Annotated in this window: 21 protein-coding genes and 2 pseudogenes; 21 read left to right on the top strand and 2 right to left on the bottom strand. The window is 62.5% G+C overall.

Translation table 11 applies throughout. The features are described 5' to 3' along the window. The first annotated feature begins 151 nt into the window (after positions 1-151). From OKW26_RS28800 to OKW26_RS28785, 4 genes and pseudogenes are all read left to right on the top strand, one after another. Positions 152-1,201, top strand: a complete 1,050-nt coding sequence (locus tag OKW26_RS28800; protein WP_429355917.1) for an RluA family pseudouridine synthase — start codon at positions 152-154, stop codon at positions 1,199-1,201. Next, complete coding sequence (locus tag OKW26_RS28795; RefSeq protein WP_184071591.1) at positions 1,194-1,853, top strand: HAD-IA family hydrolase; 660 nt, start codon at positions 1,194-1,196, stop codon at positions 1,851-1,853. Before OKW26_RS28800 ends, OKW26_RS28795 begins: the two co-directional genes overlap by 8 nt. After that, positions 1,850-2,267: pseudogene (locus OKW26_RS28790) on the top strand (Rieske (2Fe-2S) protein). Before OKW26_RS28795 ends, OKW26_RS28790 begins: the two are co-directional and overlap by 4 nt. Before the next feature lie 28 nt (positions 2,268-2,295). Then, a complete protein-coding gene (locus tag OKW26_RS28785; protein ID WP_429355916.1) occupies positions 2,296-3,297 on the top strand; it encodes a S49 family peptidase in 1,002 nt (333 codons plus the stop codon). A 111-nt stretch (positions 3,298-3,408) separates the two neighbouring features. Here OKW26_RS28785 and OKW26_RS28780 read toward each other — a convergent pair whose 3' ends face one another. Continuing rightward, positions 3,409-4,128 carry an SAM-dependent methyltransferase gene (locus tag OKW26_RS28780; RefSeq protein WP_429355915.1) on the bottom strand — a complete coding sequence of 240 codons (720 nt, stop codon included), beginning with the start codon at positions 4,126-4,128 and terminating at the stop codon, positions 3,409-3,411. Then, complete coding sequence (locus OKW26_RS28775) at positions 4,125-4,742, bottom strand: Maf-like protein (protein ID WP_184027985.1); 618 nt, start codon at positions 4,740-4,742, stop codon at positions 4,125-4,127. The genes OKW26_RS28780 and OKW26_RS28775 overlap by 4 nt, the downstream gene beginning before the upstream one ends. A 308-nt stretch (positions 4,743-5,050) precedes the next feature. On the opposite strand from OKW26_RS28775, the gene OKW26_RS28770 reads away from it, so the two are divergent. From OKW26_RS28770 to rnc, 17 genes and pseudogenes are all read left to right on the top strand, one after another. Then, positions 5,051-5,707 carry a DUF177 domain-containing protein gene (locus OKW26_RS28770; protein ID WP_187612377.1) on the top strand — a complete coding sequence of 219 codons (657 nt, stop codon included), beginning with the start codon at positions 5,051-5,053 and terminating at the stop codon, positions 5,705-5,707. Positions 5,708-5,809: 102 nt separating this feature from the next. Beyond that, positions 5,810-5,989 carry a 50S ribosomal protein L32 gene (rpmF, locus tag OKW26_RS28765; protein WP_027198353.1) on the top strand — a complete coding sequence of 60 codons (180 nt, stop codon included), beginning with the start codon at positions 5,810-5,812 and terminating at the stop codon, positions 5,987-5,989. Between the two features lie 123 nt (positions 5,990-6,112). Beyond that, positions 6,113-7,219, top strand: a complete 1,107-nt coding sequence (plsX, locus tag OKW26_RS28760; protein WP_090801179.1) for a phosphate acyltransferase PlsX — start codon at positions 6,113-6,115, stop codon at positions 7,217-7,219. Further along, positions 7,219-8,208 (top strand): beta-ketoacyl-ACP synthase III, encoded by a 990-nt coding sequence (locus tag OKW26_RS28755; protein ID WP_184028002.1) that lies wholly within the window; start codon positions 7,219-7,221, stop codon positions 8,206-8,208. The genes plsX and OKW26_RS28755 overlap by 1 nt, the downstream gene beginning before the upstream one ends. 118 nt (positions 8,209-8,326) lie before the next feature. Then, a complete protein-coding gene (fabD, locus tag OKW26_RS28750; RefSeq protein ID WP_429355914.1) occupies positions 8,327-9,262 on the top strand; it encodes an ACP S-malonyltransferase in 936 nt (311 codons plus the stop codon). 114 nt (positions 9,263-9,376) lie between these two features. Next, entirely contained in the window at positions 9,377-10,126 is a 750-nt protein-coding gene (gene fabG, locus OKW26_RS28745; protein WP_090801174.1) for a 3-oxoacyl-ACP reductase FabG, read from the top strand. A gap of 152 nt (positions 10,127-10,278) precedes the next feature. Then, positions 10,279-10,518, top strand: a complete 240-nt coding sequence (gene acpP, locus OKW26_RS28740; protein WP_004197638.1) for an acyl carrier protein — start codon at positions 10,279-10,281, stop codon at positions 10,516-10,518. Between the two features lie 256 nt (positions 10,519-10,774). Next, positions 10,775-12,032 (top strand): annotated as a pseudogene (gene fabF, locus OKW26_RS28735) (beta-ketoacyl-ACP synthase II). Positions 12,033-12,154: 122 nt separating this feature from the next. Further along, complete coding sequence (locus OKW26_RS28730) at positions 12,155-12,547, top strand: hypothetical protein (RefSeq protein WP_409259406.1); 393 nt, start codon at positions 12,155-12,157, stop codon at positions 12,545-12,547. A 106-nt stretch (positions 12,548-12,653) separates the two neighbouring features. Further along, positions 12,654-13,253 (top strand): RNA polymerase sigma factor RpoE, encoded by a 600-nt coding sequence (gene rpoE / locus OKW26_RS28725; protein WP_006051939.1) that lies wholly within the window; start codon positions 12,654-12,656, stop codon positions 13,251-13,253. Positions 13,254-13,347: 94 nt separating this feature from the next. Continuing rightward, positions 13,348-13,962, top strand: a complete 615-nt coding sequence (locus OKW26_RS28720; protein ID WP_184061408.1) for a sigma-E factor negative regulatory protein — start codon at positions 13,348-13,350, stop codon at positions 13,960-13,962. 4 nt (positions 13,963-13,966) lie between these two features. Then, entirely contained in the window at positions 13,967-15,007 is a 1,041-nt protein-coding gene (locus tag OKW26_RS28715; RefSeq protein WP_429355913.1) for a MucB/RseB C-terminal domain-containing protein, read from the top strand. A gap of 37 nt (positions 15,008-15,044) precedes the next feature. Then, positions 15,045-16,556, top strand: a complete 1,512-nt coding sequence (locus tag OKW26_RS28710) for a DegQ family serine endoprotease (protein WP_184061410.1) — start codon at positions 15,045-15,047, stop codon at positions 16,554-16,556. Next, entirely contained in the window at positions 16,553-16,825 is a 273-nt protein-coding gene (locus tag OKW26_RS28705) for a glutaredoxin family protein (protein ID WP_184061411.1), read from the top strand. Before OKW26_RS28710 ends, OKW26_RS28705 begins: the two co-directional genes overlap by 4 nt. 229 nt (positions 16,826-17,054) lie before the next feature. After that, positions 17,055-18,848: a translation elongation factor 4 gene (gene lepA / locus OKW26_RS28700; RefSeq protein WP_429355912.1), complete on the top strand. Its 1,794-nt coding sequence runs from the start codon at positions 17,055-17,057 to the stop codon at positions 18,846-18,848. Between the two features lie 18 nt (positions 18,849-18,866). Next, complete coding sequence (gene lepB, locus OKW26_RS28695; protein WP_184061413.1) at positions 18,867-19,760, top strand: signal peptidase I; 894 nt, start codon at positions 18,867-18,869, stop codon at positions 19,758-19,760. Positions 19,761-19,934: 174 nt separating this feature from the next. Continuing rightward, entirely contained in the window at positions 19,935-21,215 is a 1,281-nt protein-coding gene (gene rnc, locus OKW26_RS28690) for a ribonuclease III (RefSeq protein ID WP_429355911.1), read from the top strand. Positions 21,216-21,264: the final 49 nt, after the last annotated feature.

The raw sequence follows: 21,264 nt of genomic DNA, 5'->3' as shown, positions 1-21,264 counted from the left end.
CGTGCGTGCAACTTGTTGCATCTCATTTTCAGGGCGAGCAACCAGACCCCGGCGCAAGTAAAATAACGGTTTATCGCTTGCGCTCGCGCAATCCGCCGCATTCCGGACACTGCGCCGGCCGTCGCGGACTGCTGGGCAAATTATATTCAGAATGAAAGAGTTAGGCAAAACATCCCAGAGATCGGTTGCAGGCGCGGTCGAAGACTCGGTTTCAAGCGACCAGGTTTCGCTGATCGAAATCGACGACAGCTCGGCTGGTCAGCGCATCGACAATTTCCTGCTGCGCGTCTGCAAGGGCGTGCCGAAAAGCCATATTTATCGCATCCTGCGCAGCGGTGAAGTGCGCGTGAACAAGGGCCGGATCGACGCGCAGTACCGGCTCGAACTGGGCGATCTGGTGCGTGTGCCGCCGATCCGCGTCGCGCAGCCGAATCAGGCCGCAGCCCGCGTGCCCGTGCCCGCGCCGCGCTTTCACATCCTGTTCGAAGACGAGCATCTGCTCGTGATCGACAAGCCGGCCGGCGTTGCGGTCCACGGGGGCAGCGGTGTCGCGTTCGGTGTGATCGAGCAGATGCGCGAGGCGCGGCCGCAGGCGAAATTCCTGGAACTCGTGCATCGACTGGATCGAGAGACCTCGGGCATCCTGATGCTCGCGAAGAAGCGCGCGGCGCTCGTCAATCTGCACGAGCAGATTCGCGATAACCGGATGGACAAGCGCTACTACGCGTGCGTGCACGGCGAATGGGCGAGCGACTGGGGTCGCCGCCGCGCGGTAAAGGAGCCACTTCACAAGTACCTGACCGCCGACGGCGAGCGCCGCGTGCGCGTGCAGGCCGATGGCCTCGCTTCGCACACGATCTTCAATCTGGTCGAGCGCTGGCCTGAATATGCGCTGCTGGAGGCGGAACTGAAGACGGGGCGTACGCACCAGATTCGCGTGCATCTGCAGCATCTGGCACTCCCGATCGTCGGTGACGCCAAATATGGCGATTTCGCGCTGAACAAGGCGCTTGCGCGCGCCAACGCGAAGCCCGGCATCAAGCGGATGTTTCTGCACGCTTACCGGCTCAAGCTCACGCATCCTGCGACGGGCGCGCCGCTGCAGCTGGAGGCACCGCTGCCTGCCGACTGTCGCGGCTTTATAGAACAACTCAACGAACTACGCACTGGGTTCAACCCGGAGACGACCTGGCATGGCTAGAGAGCAATTCGATCTGATCGTGTTTGACTGGGATGGCACGCTGATGGATTCCACCGCGCATATCACGCGCAGCATCCAGGCGGCGTGCCGCGATCTCCGCCTGCCGGTTCCCGCGGACGAAGCCGCGAGCTACGTCATCGGCCTCGGCCTGCGCGACGCGCTGCAGATTGCCGCGCCGACGCTCGATCCGGCCGACTACCCGCGGCTTTCTGAGCGTTACCGCTTTCATTTTCTTGTAAAAGACCAGACTACCGAGCTGTTCCCCGGCGTGCGCGAGATGCTCCAGGAGTTGCGCGAGGTCGGCTATCTGCTCGCGGTCGCGACCGGCAAGAGCCGCGTCGGGCTCAATCGCGCGCTTGACCAGGCGCGCCTGACGAGCCTGTTCGACGGCACGCGCTGCGCTGACGAAACCTTCTCGAAACCGCATCCGGCCATGCTGCACGAACTCACCCGCGAATTGGGGCAGGATACGGCGCGCACGGTCATGATCGGCGATACGACACACGATCTGCAGATGGCGCTCAACGCCGGCGTGGCGGGCATTGGCGTGACTTATGGCGCGCATCCGGCGAATTCGCTGAATGCGATGTCACCGAAGTTCGTGGCGTCGAGCATCAGCGATCTGTCCGGTTGGCTGCGGGAGAACGCATGAGCGCCGACGGCGTGGATACTGCTACTGCCGCGGCTGCGCAGGCAGTGCGCATTTGCGCGGCCGACGAGCTGGTCGACGGTGGCGACGGCATCCGGCGCGACGCGCGGCTCGGCGGGCAGGATGCCGTGGTGTTTTTCGTCCGCTATGATGGCTGCGCCTACGGCTATTTGAACCGTTGCGCTCATGTGCCGATGGAGCTCGACTGGCAGGAAGGGCAGTTCTTCGAATCGTCCGGCTTATACTTGATGTGCGCGACACATGGCGCGATTTACGCGCCGGATACTGGCAAATGCGTCGGTGGTCCGTGTCGGCGGGGGCAGATTGCGTCGCGTGCAGGTCGAGGAACGCGATACGCTCGAGGGCCGCGCGCTATTCTGGCTGCCTGACGGCGATTTGCTGCCGGTTACGCGCTGATTTCCTCTTCCAATTTTCCACTGTCCGCATGTCCGACAACTTGACCCCCGAACAAGACCCTGCCTCGGGAGGCGGCTCCCGTGCACCCGCCGACCAGCCCGGCTGGGAAAGGGCCGCGCTCGAGCGCATCGCGCTGGCCGCGATCAACGAGCAACGCGCCGCGCGACGTTGGCGGATTTTCTTCCGCTTCCTGTTCCTCGTAGTGCTCGCACTGGCGGTATGGGGTGCGCTGAACTTCTCGGGCGAGCGGGTCGCCACGACTGGCCGTCATACGGCAATGGTTTCGCTTGATGGCGAGATCGCGACGGATGCGAGTGCGAACGCCCAAGATATCAACACTGCACTCGATTCCGCGTTTGAGGATTCCGATACAGCCGGCGTGATTCTTTATTGCAACAGCCCGGGCGGCAGTCCAGTGCAAGCGGGCATTATCAACAGCGAAATTCGGCGATTGCGTGGCAAATATCCGTCTATTCCGCTGTATGTCGTGGTCGGCGACATGTGCGCGTCCGGCGGCTACTACGCGGCCGCGGCGGCGGAGAAGATCTATGTCGACAAGGCGAGTATCGTCGGTTCGATCGGCGTGCTGATGGACGGCTTTGGTTTCACCGGCCTGATGGACAAGTTGGGGATTCAGCGCCGACTGCACACATCGGGTGAGAACAAAGGCTTTTTTGATCCGTTTTCGCCCGAAACGCCGAAGATGGACGAACATGCGCAGGTTATGCTCGATCAGATCCACGCGCAGTTCATCGACGCGGTGCGTCAAGGGCGCGGCAAGCGTCTGCATGAGACATCGGACATGTTCTCGGGTCTATTCTGGACGGGGCAGAAGAGCGTCGAACTTGGACTCGCGGACGGTTTTGGCGATGCAGATTACGTCGCGCGTGAGATCTTCAAGGCGCCGGATATCGTCGATTACACGGTGAAAGAGAGCATTACTGATCGTGTTGCCCGCAAATTCGGCGCGGCCATCGGCGCCGGCGCGGTTCGGGCGATGGCGCTCGGCGCGAAAATGAATCTGCGTTGAATCCACAGTTTTAAAAAGACGCCCGCGCGGTCGGTTTTGGCCGACCGCGCGGACTTTGCGTTGTGAGTTTCGGGCCCTGGTCGCCCTCAGTTGCCTGGCCGGTGTCTACGTTCAGGCCGCCAGAATCAGAAAAATCGCCGGCCGCTTATGCAGGTCGATCTCCGCCTTCTTTTTCCAGTCGGCGACGCTCCGGCTTGCGATCAGTTCGCTCGGCAGCGTCAGATCGACCGCCACGCAGACCAGCGTCGACGGCGCGCAGGTCGCGAGCAAGGTATCGAGCAGCGCGCGATTCCGGTACGGCGTTTCGATGAAGATCTGCGTTTGCTTGCCCTTGCGCGACTGCTGCTCGAGATCGCGCAGACGTTTGGCGCGCTCGGTGAAGTCGACGGGCAGGTACCCGTGAAACGCGAAGCTTTGGCCGTTCAGCCCCGATGCCATCAGCGCGAGCAGAATCGAACTCGGCCCGACCAGCGGCACAACCTTTACGCCGCGCTCGTGCGCGCGTCGCACCAGCAGCGCGCCCGGGTCCGCGACTGCCGGGCAGCCAGCCTCGGAGACGAGGCCCGCATCGGTGCCCGACAGCAGCGGCGCGAGCAGCTTGTCGATTTCGCCGGCCGGCGTATTGACGTTCAGTTCGCGAATCTCGATTTCTTGAATCGGCCGATCGGAGCCGACTTTCTTCAGGAACGCGCGCGTGGTTTTGGCGTTTTCGCCAATGTAATAGTGCAGCAACGCCGCGCGGGCGCGTACGGGCGCGGGCAGCACCAGATCGAGCGCGCTTGCGTCGCCTTCGCCGAGCGTGTTGGGAATGAGATAGAGCGTACCGGTCATCGGGCCCCCAAAAGCGGGTAGTTGGCCGCGAGCAGCATGTGCGACAGCGCGATAAGCGGCAGGCCGACGAGCGCGGTCGGGTCGTCGGAATGGATGGCCTCCAGCAGCGCGATGCCAAGCCCTTCGGATTTGGCGCTGCCGGCCACGTCGTACGGCGTTTCAGCGTGCAGGTAGGCGTCGAGCGCCGCGTCCGGCAGATCGCGAAAGCGCACGCGGGTGATCACGTCGATCGTTTGCGCGCTGTCCGTCGCGCTGTCGAACAGACACAGCGCGCTGTGGAACAACACGTCGCGGCCGCGCATCGCCTGCAATTGCGCGAGCGCCCTGTCGTGCGTGCCGGGTTTGCCGATCTGCAGGCCGTCATAGGTGGCGACCTGGTCGGAGCCGATCACGAGCGCGTGTTCGTCGGCGGCGAGGCCTTGGGCGACCGCACGCGCTTTGGCTTCGGCGAGGCGCAGCGCAGTGGCTTCGGGCGTTTCGGCGGCGAGCGGGGTTTCGTCGATCGCAGGCACGACGACGTCGAACGGCACGCGCAGGCGTTCGAGCAACTCGCGGCGATACCGCGAACTCGACGCCAGAATCAGGCGTGGCGGGCGTTTGGAGGATTCAGGCATAGTTTACGGGCAACGGGAGTGGCGGGTCGTACGGGGTCGCGCGAGGCTCCCGTACGTACGGGCTTAAGTGTTTGACTCGAAAAGACAAAACGGATATGATTTTGGGCTTTTCACGGTATGCTTGCACTTGAAGGGTCTCGGCGCGTTCAGCGGCTTTCGGCAGTCGGAAGGTTGAAGAAAGCCCGGCAGGGTGAACGCAACGGCCGCGGGCCCCACTGGCTGCCCCGCACACCGGATTATCTTCGCGGCGGATCTGATCATCCTTCGCGAATCACCGCGGCAACATGTTTGCCGACGCAGGAGCGCACATGACTCAACATCCTGGCAAACCTGCAGGTCTGTCCGACCCGCATGAACTCGATCTGTTCGAATTTGCGCGGAGCGGGCGTCAGGCCGCGGGTGTCGTGCGCGTCTCGCAACTGCCGCGCATGTTAAACGAAGTCCCGGCGGAAGCGCCAGATCGCGACACCGCGTTCACATGGCAGGCCGAAGGGACGATGCAGCCGGAATTGCAGGACGATGGCACCGAAGGTTCCCAGCCTTATCTGCGGCTGGCGATTCACGGTGCCGCGTGGCTCGAATGCCAGCGGTGCTTGACGCCGTATTCGCAGGCGTTCAACGTCGATGCAACTTACCGGATCGTCAATACGGAGGCGGAAGCCGAAGAGTTTCCGCTGGACGAGGATGAAGTCGAGGTGGTCGTCGGCTCGCGCCAGTTCGATCTCATCGACTTGATCGAAGAAGAGTTGCTGCTTTCCTTGCCGCTCGTGCCCAAACACGAGGTCTGTCCCGAAGTGCACGAGAGCCTTGTCTCGGGCACGGACGGTAGCGAAGGCGAGGGCGACGAAGCCGCGCAGGAAGAAGCTGGCGATGCCAGCAAGCCGGACCAGTCCAGCGAGCGGCGCAATCCGTTCGCGGCGCTCGAAAGTCTGAAACGCGACGAACCGGGCGGCAAGAAGCGCTAAACAGTTGCAGGGGGCGCGATGCGGGCGCATTGGCCATTCGGCCAGTGGTTAAGTCCGTGTCGGGCTGTGTTAGAATTCGGAAAATTTTTTGGAGTTTTAGTCATGGCAGTTCAACAAAACAAGAAGTCGCCGTCGAAGCGCGGCATGCACCGTTCGCACGATTTCCTGACGGCAGCGCCGATGGCCGTCGAGCCGAGCACGGGCGAAGTGCATCTACGTCACCACATTAGCCCGAACGGCTACTATCGCGGCAAGAAAGTCGTCAAGACGAAGAACGACTAATCGTTGACTGCGATGCGCCCTGTGGCGTTTCGCGTAGCGATCGGCTCGCTTGACATTTTCCCGGTTCGGCAAAAAGGCGGCATTCAACTGCCGCTTTTTTGTGTCTGAAATTCGTCGCACTCCATGACAGTAAAGCTCACGATAGATTGCATGGGAGGCGACCACGGCCCGTCCGTGACCGTTCCCGCTGCCGTCAACTTCGTTCGTTCGCATCCCGACGCGCAGTTGCTGCTCGTCGGCATTGAAAGTGCGATTCGTGCGCAGCTGAAGAAGCTCAAGGCTCAGGATCTGCCGGCGCTGACCGTCGTACCTGCTACCGAGGTCGTCGCGATGGACGACCCGGTCGAGGTCGCGCTGCGCAAGAAAAAAGATTCGTCGATGCGCGTGGCGCTGAACCGCGTCAAGGAAGGCGAGGCGCAAGCCTGCATTTCCGCCGGCAATACCGGCGCGTTGATGGCGGTCTCGCGCTATGTGCTGAAAACGCTGTCGGGCATCGAACGCCCGGCCATCGCGTTTGCCCTGCCTAATCCCACCGGCTATACGATGATGCTCGACCTGGGCGCCAACGTCGACTGCGAGCCGCAGCATCTGCTGCAGTTCGCCGAGATGGGGCACGCGCTCGTGTCCGCGCTCGAAGGAAAAGAGCGGCCCACCATCGGCCTGCTCAACATCGGCGAAGAAGTCATCAAGGGCAACGACATCATCAAGCGCGCCGGCGAACTGCTGCGTGCGAGTACACTCAACTTTCATGGCAATGTCGAAGGCGACGACATCTACAAGGGCACCGTCGACGTGATCGTCTGCGATGGCTTTGTCGGCAATGTCGCGCTGAAGACGTCGGAAGGTCTCGCGCAGATGCTGTCCAACATCATCAAGGAAGAGTTCGGCCGTTCGTGGCTGACCAAGGTGATGGCGGTGCTCGCGCTGCCGGTATTGATGCGCTTCAAGAAACGCGTCGATCATCGGCAATATAACGGCGCCGCGCTGCTCGGCTTGCGCGGTCTCGTGATCAAAAGCCACGGTTCAGCCGATGCCTACGCGTTTGAGTGGGCTATCAAACGCGGGTATGATGCCGTCAAAAACGGCGTGCTGGAGCGCCTTGCGCGAGCGATGGAAGAGAATGCGAGTTCTCTCGAACAGGCGGCGCGCGACGCAAGCGGTGCGGGTCACGCAAGCCCGATCGCAGGCCAGCCGGCCGAGCCCTACGCTGCGCAATCCTCGAAGGCATAATGGCTCAATCCACAATCTACTCCCGCGTGCTGGGCACCGGCAGCTGTCTGCCGCCCAACCGCGTCACCAATCAGGATCTGGCTGAGCGTCTCGCCAGGCAAGGCGTTGAAACGAGCGACGAATGGATCGTCGCGCGCACGGGGATCCATGCGCGTCACTTCGCCGAGCCGGACGTCACGACCAGCGACCTCGCGTTGATCGCCTCGCAGCGAGCGATCGAAGCGGCGGACATCGATCCGCAGTCCATCGACCTGATCGTCGTCGCCACCTCCACGCCGGACTTCGTGTTCCCGAGCACCGCCTGCCTGCTGCAGAACAAGCTCAGGATCAAGAATCACGGTGCCGCGTTCGACATACAGGCGGTCTGCTCCGGCTTCGCCTATGCGGTGGCGACGGTGGACGCCCTGATTCGCAGCGGCCAGCATCGCACGGCGCTCGTGGTCGGCGCGGAAACTTTCTCGCGCATTCTCGATTTCAACGACCGCACCACCTGCGTGCTGTTCGGCGACGGCGCCGGCGCAGTGATCCTGCAAGCGTCCGACGCACCGGGCGTGCTTTCGAGCGCGCTGCACGCGGACGGCAGCCATTCGAACATTCTGTGCACGCCGGGCAACGTGAATGGCGGCGTGGTCGCCGGCAGCGCCTTCCTGCACATGGACGGTCAGGCGGTGTTCAAGCTTGCCGTCAACGTGCTCGAGAAGGTCGCGATCGAAGCATTGGAAAAAGCCGATCTGAAGCCCGAGCAGATCGACTGGCTGATTCCGCATCAGGCCAACATCCGCATCATGCAAAGCACCTGCCGCAAGCTCGGCCTGCCGCAGGAGCGCATGGTCGTCACGGTGGGCGAGCACGGCAATACGTCGGCGGCGTCCATTCCGCTTGCACTCGACGTCGCGGTGCGCGACGGCCGCATCAAGCGTGGCCATAACGTGCTGATCGAAGGCGTCGGCGGCGGCTTCACGTGGGGCGCGTCGGTCATCCGCTACTGAGCGGGACGACGCATTCCGGGGCGTCGCTGGCGGCGCCCGTGCGGCCGGAATAACACCGCGCGCCATCTGGCAGCCGCGGCCGGCCGCCACATCCGATTAAACAGATTTTGGGGACGATATGAAATTCGCGTTCGTTTTTCCTGGGCAGGGTTCGCAGGCGGTCGGCATGCTCAACGCATTCGCCGATTACGCGATCGTGCGTGAGACGGTTCAGGAAGCCTCCGACGCACTCAACCAGGACCTCGGCAAGCTGATCGCCGAAGGCCCCGCCGAAGATCTCAATCTCACCACCAATACCCAGCCGGTCATGCTGACCGCGGCCTACGCTATCTATCGCGCGTGGCAGCAGGCGGGCGGCCCGGCGCCGGCGCTTGTCGCCGGCCATAGCCTTGGCGAATACACGGCGCTCGTCGCGGCCGGCGCGCTTGCGTTCCGCGACGCGGTGCCGCTCGTGCGTTTCCGTGCGCAGGCGATGCAAACCGCGGTACCGGTGGGCGAAGGCGGCATGGCCGCGATTCTCGGCCTCGACGACGACACGGTGCGCGCGGTCTGCGCGGAAGCGTCGGCGGCGGGCGTCGTCGAAGCGGTCAATTTCAATGCGCCGGCGCAAGTCGTGATCGCGGGCCACAAAGCCGCGGTCGAGAAAGCCTGCGAAGTCGCGAAGGCGAAGGGCGCGAAGCGCGCGCTACCGCTGCCGGTGTCGGCGCCGTTCCACTCGTCGCTGCTCAAGCCGGCGTCGGATCAATTGCGCGAATACCTCGCGAGCATCGACGTGCAGGTGTCGTCGATTCCCGTCATCAACAACGTCGACGTCGCCGTGGTCAACGAGCCGGCCAAAATCAAGGACGCGCTCGTGCGCCAGGCGGCTGGTGCGGTGCGCTGGGTCGAATGCGTACAGGCAATGGCAGCGCAGGGCGTCACGCACGTGATCGAATGCGGCCCGGGCAAGGTCCTTGCGGGTTTGACGAGGCGCATCGACGGCAATCTCGTCGGCGCGTCGGTGTTCGATCCGGCGTCGCTCGAAGAAACGCTGAAGCTCGTGACGGCAGACTGAGCGCGCATTCGCGAACGGGTATCGACAGAGCAATGCCGCGCTGGCGCGGCATCCCTCGACAGACGAATCAACAAGAATCAATGAGCCCTATTTGAAGGGCATCCGGACTGACAGATGGAAAAGACTCTCGACAAGCAGATCGCAATCGTGACGGGCGCATCGCGCGGCATCGGCCGTGCGATCGCGATGGAACTCGCGCGTCAGGGCGCGACGGTGATCGGCACCGCGACGAGCGAAAGCGGCGCGACGGCGATCACCGAAGCGTTCAAGGCGGCGGGCGTGAACGGCCGCGGCGCGGTGCTCGACGTCAACGACGCGGCCGCGGCCGAAGCGCTGATCGACGGCACCGTCAAGGAATTCGGCGCGCTGAACGTGCTGGTGAACAACGCCGGCATCACGCAGGATCAACTGGCGATGCGCATGAAGGACGACGACTGGGACGCCGTGGTCGACACCAACCTGAAGTCGGTGTTCCGTCTGTCGCGTGCGGTGCTGCGCCCGATGATGAAAGCGAAGGGCGGTCGGATTATCAATATTACGTCGGTGGTCGGCTCGGCCGGCAACCCGGGGCAGATCAACTACGCGGCCGCGAAGGCCGGCGTCGCGGGCATGACGCGCGCACTCGCGCGCGAGATCGGCAGCCGCGGCATCACGGTCAATTGCGTGGCACCTGGTTTCATCGATACCGACATGACGAAGGCGCTGCCCGAAGAGCAGCAGACCGCGCTGAAAACGCAGATTCCGCTCGGCCGTCTAGGCAGCCCGGAAGACATCGCGCACGCGGTCGCGTTCCTCGCGTCGCCGCAAGCGGGCTACATCACCGGCACGACGCTGCACGTGAACGGCGGCATGTATATGCAGTAACCAATTTCGGTTACTATCCGCGCCTTGATGCGTTTGCGGAAAGCACGAGGCGCATGCGTTGACAGGAACCCGATGCGCCGCTTTTTTGCCGGGTCAAACCTGATAAAATGCGCGCACCTGTATTTTTGAACTTCTTTTCCCTTGGAGGGGTAATGGACAATATCGAACAGCGCGTCAAGAAGATCGTCGCGGAACAACTGGGCGTTGCGGAAGCGGAAATCAAGAACGAAGCGTCGTTCGTGAACGATCTCGGCGCCGACTCGCTCGACACCGTTGAACTCGTGATGGCCCTCGAAGACGAATTCGGCATGGAAATTCCAGATGAAGAAGCCGAGAAGATCACCACCGTTCAGCAAGCGATCGACTACGCTCGCGCAAACGTCAAGGCCTAAGGTCATTCGCGCCTGCGTTTCTGCACGGGCCGCGCATGACGCCCTGCCGTGCCGCTTGCCGGCGCCAGCAGGGTCGACGCTATCGGGCGTGCCCATTGGCACACCATACGTCGCGCCGCTTGCCACGCAGGAGCCAGCGATGTTGACAGCGCAACTTTCCGCGCGATTGCCGACTTAAACAGCCACAGGGCACACAGGGCGATTCCTGTGGCCGCTGTGGCTTTTGCTTTTTGTCATCTATGAAAAAGGGGTTACCGTGAGCCGCCGTCGTGTTGTTGTTACAGGCCTGGGGCTGATTTCGCCTGTTGGCAATAATGTTGCCGATGGCTGGGCCAATCTGGTCGCCGGCAAGTCTGGGATTGCCAATATCACGAAGTTCGATGCGTCGAACTTCTCGACTCGTTTCGCCGGCGAGGTGAAGGGCTTCAATATCGAGGACTACATCCCCGGTAAGGAAGCGCGCCACATGGATACGTTCATCCATTACGGCGTGGCTGCGGGCATCCAGGCGATGCGGGACAGCGGCCTCGAAGTCACCGACGAGAATTCGGAGCGCATTGGCGTGGTGGTCGGTTCGGGCATCGGCGGTCTGCCGATGATCGAAATCACCCAAACCGAATTGCTCAATCGCGGCCCGCGTCGCATTTTCGCCATTCTTCGTGCCGGCTTCGATCATCAACATGATCTCCGGCCACCTGTCGATCAAGTTCGGCATCAAGGGTCCGAATCTGTCGATCGTTACCGCGTGTACGACCGGTCTGCACTGCATCGGCGAGGCTTCGCGCCTGATCGAATATGGCGACGCCGACGTGATGATCGCGGGCGGCGCGGAATCGACCGTGTCGCCGCTCGGTATCGGCGGCTTTGCGGCGGCGCGCGCGCTGTCGCAACGCAATGACGATCCGGCTACCGCGAGCCGTCCGTGGGACATGGACCGCGACGGCTTCGTGCTGGGCGAAGGCGCCGGCGTAATGGTGCTCGAAGAATACGAGCACGCGAAGGCGCGTGGCGCGAAGATCTACGCGGAAATCGGCGGCTACGGCATGAGCGGCGATGCGTATCACATGACCGCGCCGCTCGAAGACGGTGACGGCGCACGCCGCTGCATGCTCGCAGCGCTGAAGAACGCGGGCATCAACGGCGATCAGGTGAGCTACCTGAACGCGCACGGCACGTCCACGCCACTCGGCGATCTGGCGGAAACGACCGGCATCAAGCGGGCGTTCGGCGACCACGCGAAGAACATGGTCGTCAACTCGACCAAGTCGATGACGGGTCACCTGCTGGGCGGCGCTGGCGGTCTGGAGTCGGTGTTCACGGTGCTCGCCGTGCATCACCAGGTGTCGCCTCCGACCATCAATATTTTCAACCAGGACCCGGCCTGTGATCTCGATTACTGCGCGAACACCGCGCGGGAAATGAAGATCGACGTCGCGCTGAAGAACTCGTTCGGGTTCGGCGGCACGAACGGCACGCTGGTGTTCAAGCGCGCCGGATCGCCTGATCTCGGGTGACGCGTCGGTTCACGACGCCGGCTTCGCCGGCGCTTTCCCCCGCACCGGCAACGTTGGGTAGGGCAGCGCAGCGGATCACGCTGCGTCGCTCCATCGCAATGCGTGCCGCGGTGGGAGCGTTCGTGCTGATTGCGACGTTAGCCGTTTATACCTGTCTCGCGCCGCGAGTGGGCGCTTGGCAGGCCGCTCCGTTGACGCTCGCCGTCGCAGCACTGCTCATGCTCTGCGCGGCGAGGCATGACGCGGCGCAGGCCATCGCGCTGCATGTCGCGATGGGCGAGATTTCCGCCTGGAACCACGCGGGTGAGTTGCTCGCGCGGGGCCGCATGGTCGGTTGCGCGCAGTGGAGCGGCCGTTTGCTGGTGCTTGAGCTCGATCCCGAGGGTGGTCGAAGGCGCGGCCTCATCCGCGCACCGACGGGTCGCAGGCGCTCCCTGCTGCTCGCCGCGGACGCGCTGCCGTCCACTGTTTTCCGCGAACTTTCCGTGCTGGGCCGGCGTGCGGCCGGCGCCTGACTGTAACGACTGTAACCGCTGTTACCGTAGTAACGTGCCCTCACGAGGGGGACGCTACAATGGTCCCCCGCCATGCGCCCTATAGTTAAGTTAACGGATTTATCAGGTGAGCGAAAAAGAAATTGATCAGGTGCTGGTCGAGCGCGTCCAGAAGGGCGACAAGGCCGCGTTCGAGCTTCTGGTCTCCAAATACCACCGCAAGATTCTCCGGCTGATCTCGCGTCTCGTGCGGGACCCCGCCGAAGTCGAAGACGTCGCGCAAGACGCTTTTATCAAGGCGTATCGCGCGTTGCCGCAGTTTCGCGGCGAGTCGGCGTTTTATACGTGGTTGTACCGGATTGCGGTCAATACCGCGAAGAACTACCTTGCCACCCAGGGCCGGCGCGCGCCGACCTCAACCGAAGCGGATGCTGAAGAAGCTGAAACTTTCTCCGATGCCGACCAACTAAGGGATATCAACACGCCTGAGTCGATGTTGATGAGCAAGCAGATCGCTGAGACGGTCAATGCTGCGATGGCGGTTTTACCGGAAGAATTGCGCACCGCCATTACTCTCCGAGAAATTGAGGGTTTGAGTTACGAGGAAATCGCCGAGATGATGGGTTGCCCGATTGGCACAGTCAGATCACGAATTTTCCGCGCTCGCGAAGCCATTGCGGCAAAATTGCGACCGTTGCTTGACACACCCGAAGGCAAGCGTTGGTAGACGTTTCCGAACGTCCAGCTGGCCTTGGCGGGGCAGCGGTGCAATATCTGGATTAGTGGTGTCACTACGGGGTATTTGGAAGATGGGGAGCATCATGGGGTCGGTCTCGATGCAATCGCAAGCAGGCTCGCACGGCGAGCGTCTGTCCGCTTTCGTCGACGGTGAGTTGTTCGGCGAAGAGCATCTGAATCTGGACAAGTTTCTTGCGGAGCTGGGCGGCGATGATCGCGCTGCCTGGTCGAGCTACCACCTGATCGGCGACGCGCTACGTTCCGACGATCTGGCAGTCAGCCCCGCACGGAGCAGTGCCTTTCTGAGCGGGTTTGCCGTGCGTCTTGAAAGCGAGCCGCATGTGCTGGCGCCCGCCGCCGCGTCTGCATCGGTCGCGCGCCGCCTGCTCGGGCTGCGCCGCAGAGTCGTGCCGGCTCTTGCCGTCGCTGCCGCGGCCGCTACGTTGACCTGGATCGTCGTGCCGCAGTTGCAGGGCGTGCCGGGTGGTCCGGGTGCCCAGCTCGCTTCGCTCCAATCGCACGGCGACGCGGTGCAGCGTGTCGCCATGGCCTCGGTGCCCGCGCAAGACTCCAACATCATTCGCGACGCGAGCCTCGATCAGTACCTCGAAGCTCATCAGCAATTCGCGCAACAACCGGCGATGGCAGGCTCGATGCCGGTGATTCGCGCTGCCTCAGTCTCCACGCAGGGCCAATAGTTTGATGCAGACTCCGCGGTTCAATAAAACGACTATCTGGGGGCGGTTGCCAGCATTTCTGTTCTGCGCAGCCGTGTTGTTGTCCGCTGCACCGCGGGTCTTCGCACAAGACGATCCTGCCGTCGCCCGTCGCGCGGCCGCGGAACTGCTCGATCGCATCCATCAGGCCGCCCAGCAGCAGAACTACGAGGGCGCGTTCGTCTATCAGCGCGGCAGTTTCGTGCAGACGTCGCGCATCGCACATTACTCCACGCGTACGGACGGCGAGTTCGAGCAGCTCGAAAGCCTCGACGGCAAGCCGCGCAAAATGCTGCGTCACAACGACGACATGTACACGTTCTTGCCGGAGCGGCGTATCGTGGTCTTCGAAAAACGGCAGAACAAGGACTCATTCCCTGCGCTGCTGTCGGTGAACGGCGAGCAGGTGCTGTCCGTCTACGAGCCGAAGATGCTTGGCGACGACCGCGTCGCGGGCGTCGACAGCCTCGTGATGGAGCTCGAACCGAAAGACGCGTACCGGTTCGCGTACAAGCTGTGGGCCGACAAAAAGACCGGTCTGCTGTTGCGCGCGCAGACGCTCGACCCGAGCGGTCAGGTGCTCGAGCAGTTGTCGTTTTCGCAAGTCCGCATCGGCGTGCCGGTCGAAAAGACGGGCATCGTCAACGGCATCCGCAATCTCACGGGCTGGACGGTAGTGCGTCCGCCACTCGAGCCGGTCGACATGGCCGCGCAGGGTTGGCAAATCACGCCGTCGGTACCGGGCTTCCATATGATCCGCCAGTTGCGTCGTCCGATGGCGTCGCGCGAGGCGGGGCAGCCTCCGATCCCGGTCGACCAGGCCGTGTTTTCCGACGGCCTCGCAGCGATTTCGGTGTTCGTCGAGCCCGTCGAGAAAAATACGCGTAAGGAAGGCACGGGCGATAGCGGCGCGACGCACGTACTGGTCAAGCGTCAGGGCGACTTCTGGATTACCCTGCTCGGTGAAGTGCCCCAAACCACATTGCAGCAGTTCGCGTCTGCCATAGAATACAAAGCTCCGAAGTAACCCTTCCGAATCCTGAAATCCCTCGGCTTGCTACGATATGACGACTTTCTCGGTGCGCAAATTCCTCGCGGCCGTAGTGGTGGCGGCGTGTTTGCCGCTTGTGCCGCATATGGCATCGGCGGCTCCCGCTGCCAACCTGCCCGACTTCACCGACCTCGTCGACAAGGTTGGCCCGGCGGTCGTCAACATTCGCACGACAACGCGCGTGTCGAACGGTAGTTCCCGCGGCGGCCTGCCGCCGGGTATGGACGACGGCGACATGTCGGAGTTCTTCCGGCGCTTCTTCGGGATTCCGTTGCCGCAGTCACCGCAATCGCCGCACGGGGGTGATAACGGGGGCGGCGGCGGCGGTAGTGGCGGCAGCCCGGATTCACCGGACAACTCGGACGCCGAACAGAACAGCGGGGTAGGCTCGGGCTTCATCCTGTCGGCGGACGGCTACGTGATGACCAACGCGCACGTCATCGACGACGCGGACACGATCTACGTGACGCTGACCGACAAGCGCGAATTCAAGGCGAAGCTGATCGGCGTCGACGACCGTACCGACGTCGCGGTCGTGAAGATCAACGCGTCGAACCTGCCGACCATCACGATCGGCGACTCGAACAAGGTGCGCGTCGGCGAATGGGTCGTCGCGATCGGTTCGCCGTTCGGTCTCGAAAACACGGTGACTGCCGGTATCGTCAGCGCGAAGGGACGCGATACCGGCGACTACCTGCCGTTCATCCAGACTGATGTGGCCGTCAATCCGGGCAATTCGGGCGGTCCGCTGATCAACATGCAGGGCGAGGTGATCGGCATCAATTCGCAGATCTATAGCCGCACCGGCGGGTTCATGGGCATTTCGTTCGCGATTCCGATCGACGAGGCGATGCGCGTGGCCGATCAGCTGAAGAGTTCGGGCAAGGTGGTGCGCGGCCGCATCGCGGTGGCGATTGGTGAAGTGACGAAGGACGTCGCCGAGTCGCTCGGTTTGCCGAAGGCGCAGGGCGCGCTTGTGAGCAGCGTGGAGCCGGGCGGACCCGCCGATAAGGCCGGCGTGCAGCCGGGCGACATCATCCTGAAGTTCAACGGTCATTCGGTCGACACGGCGACGGACCTGCCGCGCATGGTCGGCGATACGAAGCCGGGCACGAAGACGTCGATCACGATCTGGCGCAAGGGTCAAACGCGCGAACTGCCGGTCACGATCGCAGAAATGCAGCCGGACAAGGTCGCGAAGGCGGATCAGAAGAAGCCGCAAGCGCCGCAGCAGCGCGCGACCAACGCGCTCGGCATCGCGGTCAGCGACATTCCCGCCGATCAGCAGAAAGCGCTGAAGATTCAGAACGGCGTGCAGATCGACGCGGTCGACGGTCCGGCCGCGCGTGTCGGGCTCCAAAAGGGCGACATCATCCTGCGGATTGGCGATACGGATGTGACGAGCACGAAACAGTTCGACGAGCTGACCTCACACCTCGATTCGCAGAAGATGGTCGCGTTGCTGGTTCGTCGCGGCGACAACACGCAGTTCGTGCCGATTCGTCCGCGCAGCGCGCAGAAATGACGAAGACGGCATCGCTCACGCTCTATGGGCGCGCGTGGTGCCATCTGTGCGAGGACATGCGCGCTGCGCTCGAGCCAATGCTGGCCGAGTTCGGAGCGCAGCTGGCGGTGATCGACGTCGACAGCGATCCGTTGCTCGAAGCGCGTTACAACGAGTTGGTGCCGGTGCTGGTTTGCGATGGCGTCGAACTGTGCCACTATCATCTCGACGAAGCGCCCGTGCGGGCAGCATTGGCTGCACATGCGTCGCGTGTCGCGGCGGCATCCTGATACGCACCCGCGGGGCATCTGGTTTCGCGCGATCCATGCGCATTTTTGCCGCGGCTCACTGCGATGCGCGCGGTAATTTTCTCGCATCCTCTACGCCGTCTTGAGGCCCGCGCTTCGCAAGATGCGCCGGCCGATGGGCTTTTCGGCTAAAATAGATAGGATTTTCACCTACTTACAAGGCGTGCTCCGCTATTGTCCGGGGCGCGCCTTTTCGCTTGATCGGCACTGAATGGATCATATTCGTAACTTCTCGATCATCGCGCACATCGACCATGGCAAGTCGACGCTCGCCGATCGCATCATCCAGATTTGTGGCGGTTTGTCCGACCGCGAGATGGAAGCTCAGGTGCTCGACTCGATGGATCTCGAGCGCGAGCGCGGCATTACCATCAAGGCGCAAACCGCCGCGTTGTCGTATCGCGCGCGCGATGGGCAGCTCTACAACCTGAACATGATCGACACCCCGGGGCACGTCGACTTCTCGTACGAAGTCAGCCGCTCGCTGTCCGCGTGCGAAGGCGCGCTGCTCGTCGTCGACGCGAGCCAGGGTGTGGAGGCGCAAACCGTCGCCAATTGCTACACGGCCATCGAACTCGGCGTCGAAGTGGTGCCGGTGTTGAACAAGATCGATCTGCCGGCGGCGAACCCCGAAAACGCGATCGCCGAGATCGAGGACGTGATCGGCATCGACGCGACCGACGCGACGCATTGCAGCGCGAAAACGGGCCTCGGCGTCGAAGACGTGCTCGAAGCGCTGATCGCGAAAGTGCCACCGCCGAAGGGCGACCCGCAAGCGCCGCTGCAGGCTCTCATCATCGACTCGTGGTTCGACAACTACGTCGGCGTCGTGATGCTGGTGCGCATCGTCAACGGCACGCTGCGTCCGAAGGACAAGATCCGGCTGATGGTAACCGGCGCGCAGTATCCGGTTGAACATATCGGCGTGTTCACGCCGAAGTCGAAGGATCTCGAATCACTGTCGGCGGGGCAGGTGGGCTTCATCATCGCCGGCATCAAGGAACTCGCGGCGGCGAAGGTCGGCGACACGGTTACGCTCGTGAACCAGCCGGCGGCCGTGCCGCTGCCGGGTTTCAAGGAAGTGAAGCCGCAGGTGTTCGCGGGTCTGTATCCGGTCGAAGCGAATCAGTACGACGCGCTGCGCGATTCGCTCGAAAAGCTGAAGCTGAACGACGCGTCGCTGCAGTACGAACCGGAAGTGTCGCAGGCGCTCGGTTTCGGTTTCCGCTGCGGCTTCCTCGGTTTGTTGCACATGGAAATCGTGCAGGAACGTCTCGAACGTGAGTTCGACATGGACCTGATCACGACGGCGCCGACCGTGGTCTACGAAGTCCTGCAGCGCGACGGCACGACCCTGATGGTCGAGAATCCGGCCAAGATGCCGGAGCCGTCGAAGATCGAGGAAGTGCGCGAGCCGATCGTCACCGTGAACCTGTACATGCCGCAAGACTACGTCGGCGCGGTGATCACGTTGTGTACGCAGAAGCGCGGCAACCAGATCAACATGCAGTATCACGGTCGTCAGGTTCAGCTTACGTACGAAATTCCGATGGGTGAAGTCGTGCTCGATTTCTTCGACCGTCTGAAGTCGATTTCGCGCGGTTATGCGTCGATGGATTACGAGTTCAAGGAATACCGCGCGTCGGACGTCGTGAAGGTCGACATGCTGATCAACGGCGACAAGGTCGATGCGCTGTCGGTTATCGTGCACCGTTCGCAAAGCCAGTACCGCGGCCGCGAAGTGGCGGCGAAAATGCGCGAGCTGATTCCGCGTCAGATGTACGACGTAGCGGTTCAAGCCACGATCGGTTCGAACATTATTGCGCGCGAAAACATTAAAGCGTTGCGTAAGAACGTGCTGGCAAAATGCTACGGCGGTGATATCACGCGTAAGAAGAAGCTGCTTGAAAAGCAGAAGGCAGGCAAGAAGCGAATGAAGCAGGTGGGCTCGGTTGAAATCCCGCAAGAGGCTTTCCTCGCTATTCTGCGTGTCGAAGACAAATAAGTTGAATAACGGAACCCTATGAATTTTGCGCTGATTCTTTTTGTGCTCGTCGTTTTGACGGGTGTCGCATGGGTCGCGGACAAACTGGTTTTCCTGCCGAAACGGCGCCGCGAGGCGGAAGCCGCAGTCGCCGAATTCGATCGTCAGCAGGCACGCATCGGCGAGCGTTTCGCCGATGAAAACGCCGCGCAAACGCGCGCGCGTCTGCGCGACGACAAGCTGCGTCAGCCGTGGTGGCTCGAATATACGGCGAGCTTTTTTCCGGTGATTCTGGTGGTGTTCGCCGTGCGCTCGTTCGTGATCGAGCCGTTCAAGATCCCATCGGGCTCCATGGTGCCGACGCTGCTGGTGGGCGACTTCATCCTCGTGAATAAATTCGAATATGGTCTACGTTTGCCGATTACCAACACGAGGATCACGCAGGGCAGTCCGGTCCATCGCGGCGACGTGGTGGTGTTCCGTTATCCTAAAGACGAATCGGTCGACTACATCAAGCGCGTCATTGGTTTGCCCGGCGACGTGATCGAGTATCAGGACAAGAAACTCACGATCAACGGCAAGCCGGTGCCTGAAACGCCGTTGCCCGATTATCTCGACGAAGAGCGTCTCGGTTATGCGAAGCAGTTCCAGGAAGATATCGACGGCCGCAAGAACGCGATTCTGAATAATCCGGCGGTGCCGCCGTTCATCGTCGGTGCGGAAGATTATCCGTATCGCGACAACTGCCAGTACAACGCGCGTGGCGTGATCTGCAAAGTGCCGCCGGGCAATTTGTTCATGATGGGCGATAACCGCGACAACAGCGCGGATAGCCGGTACTGGGGTTTTGCGCCTGAACGCAATATCGTCGGCCGCGCATTTTTCATCTGGATGAACTTCAGCGATCTGCGACGCATCGGCCCTTTCCAGTGAGTCGCGTGCATTGAGCGCTTCTCACACGCCGCGCGAACAACCGGCACCCGGTTATCTCGGTCGCGGCGTGTTGTCATGCTACTTTAAGAACTCGCGGTAACGTCGTTTCACCACGCTTTTTCCGCTGGCGCCCCGTGTTTCCGCCGGGTCAGGCGCCCGCGTTATACTCTGCCCATGCCCCTATCTCCGTTGGAAAGCCGTTTGCGCTACGAATTTCGCAATGCGGAATTGCTGCGTCAGGCTCTAACACACCGCAGTCATAGCTCCACGCATAACGAACGGCTCGAATTTCTCGGCGACTCCGTTCTGAATTGCGCGGTGGCTGCGCTTTTGTTCCAACGTTTCGGCAAACTCGACGAAGGCGACCTGTCTCGCGTGCGCGCCAATCTGGTCAAACAGCAGTCACTCTACGAGATTGCTCAGGCACTCAATATTTCGGAGGGCCTGCGCCTCGGCGAGGGCGAGTTGCGCAGCGGCGGCTTCCGCCGCCCGTCGATCCTCGCGGATACGCTCGAGGCGGTGCTCGGTGCGATATTTCTGGACGGCGGATTCGAGGCTGCGCAGACGGTCATCAAGCGCCTTTACGTACCGATTCTCGACCATATCGACCCGCGCACGCTTGGCAAGGACGCGAAGACGCTGCTGCAGGAGTATCTGCAAGGCCACAAGATCGCGTTGCCTACTTATACGGTCGTCGCCACGCATGGTGCGGCGCACAATCAGCAGTTCGAAGTCGAATGTACGGTGCCGAAGCTGGACGTCAAGGTATCTGGCTCCGGCGCGAGCCGTCGCGCGGCGGAGCAGGCGGCCGCAAAGAAGGCGCTCGACGAAGTGATGGCCGCGGCGCCTGCCGTGGTCGCGAAGCCGAAGCGCTCGAAGGGCGCGCGTGCCGCGAAAAATGCCGAGCAGGAAATCGTGCCGGGCGTGACCGGCGTACAGGCCGCACTGGATTTGCGCACACCGGATCGCAAGAGCGCGCGCGGTGAAGGGCGCGCGCCTGTCGCGCTGGAGGCGCACGCCGACAAACCTTTCGTGGAAAAATCAGCCGCTGAAAGACCGGCGGCCGAGCGTGCCGCGCCGGGTCCCGCCGGTGCGCCGTTGGCTGTAATTCGTGCCGCGCATGTGGAGTACAGCGGACAGGACAAGCCGGAGCGCGCCGAAAAGTCCGAAAAGCCGGAGAGGGCCGACAAGGTTTCGATCCACGCGGGCGAGAAACCTGTCGACAAGCCGGCCGAAAAACCCGCAGCGGACAAAACCCCCGACCTCAAAGCCGACACGTCGTCACACGCTCGCAGCACAGACCGTCAGCGCAGCCGCGAAGCCGCGCCGGGTACTGCTGCATCGAGCGTGACCGCCGCGCCCGCGTCGGTTGTCTCGGTGCCCCCGGCACCTGCCGAACACGAACCCGGCGTCGCCGACGCGGTGCAAACGCGCGTCGCCGATGCGGGCCATTGATTGCCATCGGCGTGCGCGTCGCGCGCGTCCAACTGAACCTGCCGTAGTC

It is taken from the genome of Paraburkholderia sp. 32, assembly GCF_050435345.1.
In the GTDB taxonomy this organism is placed as follows: domain Bacteria; phylum Pseudomonadota; class Gammaproteobacteria; order Burkholderiales; family Burkholderiaceae; genus Paraburkholderia; species Paraburkholderia tuberum.
Note: the sequence above shows the minus strand (reverse complement) of the source record. Positions and strands in the feature narration are given on the sequence as shown.

Bases quoted from the DNA above. Each gene is read 5' to 3' on its own strand.
- rnc (WP_429355911.1), top strand. From the start codon at position 19,935: ATGCCCCTATCTCCGTTGGAAAGCCGTTTGCGCTACGAATTTCGCAAT.
- lepB (WP_184061413.1), top strand. From the start codon at position 18,867: ATGAATTTTGCGCTGATTCTTTTTGTGCTCGTCGTTTTGACGGGTGTC.
- OKW26_RS28705 (WP_184061411.1), top strand. From the start codon at position 16,553: ATGACGAAGACGGCATCGCTCACGCTCTATGGGCGCGCGTGGTGCCAT.
- OKW26_RS28775 (WP_184027985.1), bottom strand. From the start codon at position 4,742: ATGCCTGAATCCTCCAAACGCCCGCCACGCCTGATTCTGGCGTCGAGT.
- OKW26_RS28755 (WP_184028002.1), top strand. From the start codon at position 7,219: ATGGCTCAATCCACAATCTACTCCCGCGTGCTGGGCACCGGCAGCTGT.
- OKW26_RS28715 (WP_429355913.1), top strand. From the start codon at position 13,967: ATGCAGACTCCGCGGTTCAATAAAACGACTATCTGGGGGCGGTTGCCA.
- OKW26_RS28795 (WP_184071591.1), top strand. From the start codon at position 1,194: ATGGCTAGAGAGCAATTCGATCTGATCGTGTTTGACTGGGATGGCACG.
- OKW26_RS28800 (WP_429355917.1), top strand. From the start codon at position 152: ATGAAAGAGTTAGGCAAAACATCCCAGAGATCGGTTGCAGGCGCGGTC.
- OKW26_RS28720 (WP_184061408.1), top strand. From the start codon at position 13,348: ATGGGGTCGGTCTCGATGCAATCGCAAGCAGGCTCGCACGGCGAGCGT.
- acpP (WP_004197638.1), top strand. From the start codon at position 10,279: ATGGACAATATCGAACAGCGCGTCAAGAAGATCGTCGCGGAACAACTG.
- OKW26_RS28780 (WP_429355915.1), bottom strand. From the start codon at position 4,128: ATGACCGGTACGCTCTATCTCATTCCCAACACGCTCGGCGAAGGCGAC.
- OKW26_RS28770 (WP_187612377.1), top strand. From the start codon at position 5,051: ATGACTCAACATCCTGGCAAACCTGCAGGTCTGTCCGACCCGCATGAA.
- OKW26_RS28710 (WP_184061410.1), top strand. From the start codon at position 15,045: ATGACGACTTTCTCGGTGCGCAAATTCCTCGCGGCCGTAGTGGTGGCG.
- rpmF (WP_027198353.1), top strand. From the start codon at position 5,810: ATGGCAGTTCAACAAAACAAGAAGTCGCCGTCGAAGCGCGGCATGCAC.
- plsX (WP_090801179.1), top strand. From the start codon at position 6,113: ATGACAGTAAAGCTCACGATAGATTGCATGGGAGGCGACCACGGCCCG.
- fabG (WP_090801174.1), top strand. From the start codon at position 9,377: ATGGAAAAGACTCTCGACAAGCAGATCGCAATCGTGACGGGCGCATCG.
- fabD (WP_429355914.1), top strand. From the start codon at position 8,327: ATGAAATTCGCGTTCGTTTTTCCTGGGCAGGGTTCGCAGGCGGTCGGC.
- lepA (WP_429355912.1), top strand. From the start codon at position 17,055: ATGGATCATATTCGTAACTTCTCGATCATCGCGCACATCGACCATGGC.
- OKW26_RS28785 (WP_429355916.1), top strand. From the start codon at position 2,296: ATGTCCGACAACTTGACCCCCGAACAAGACCCTGCCTCGGGAGGCGGC.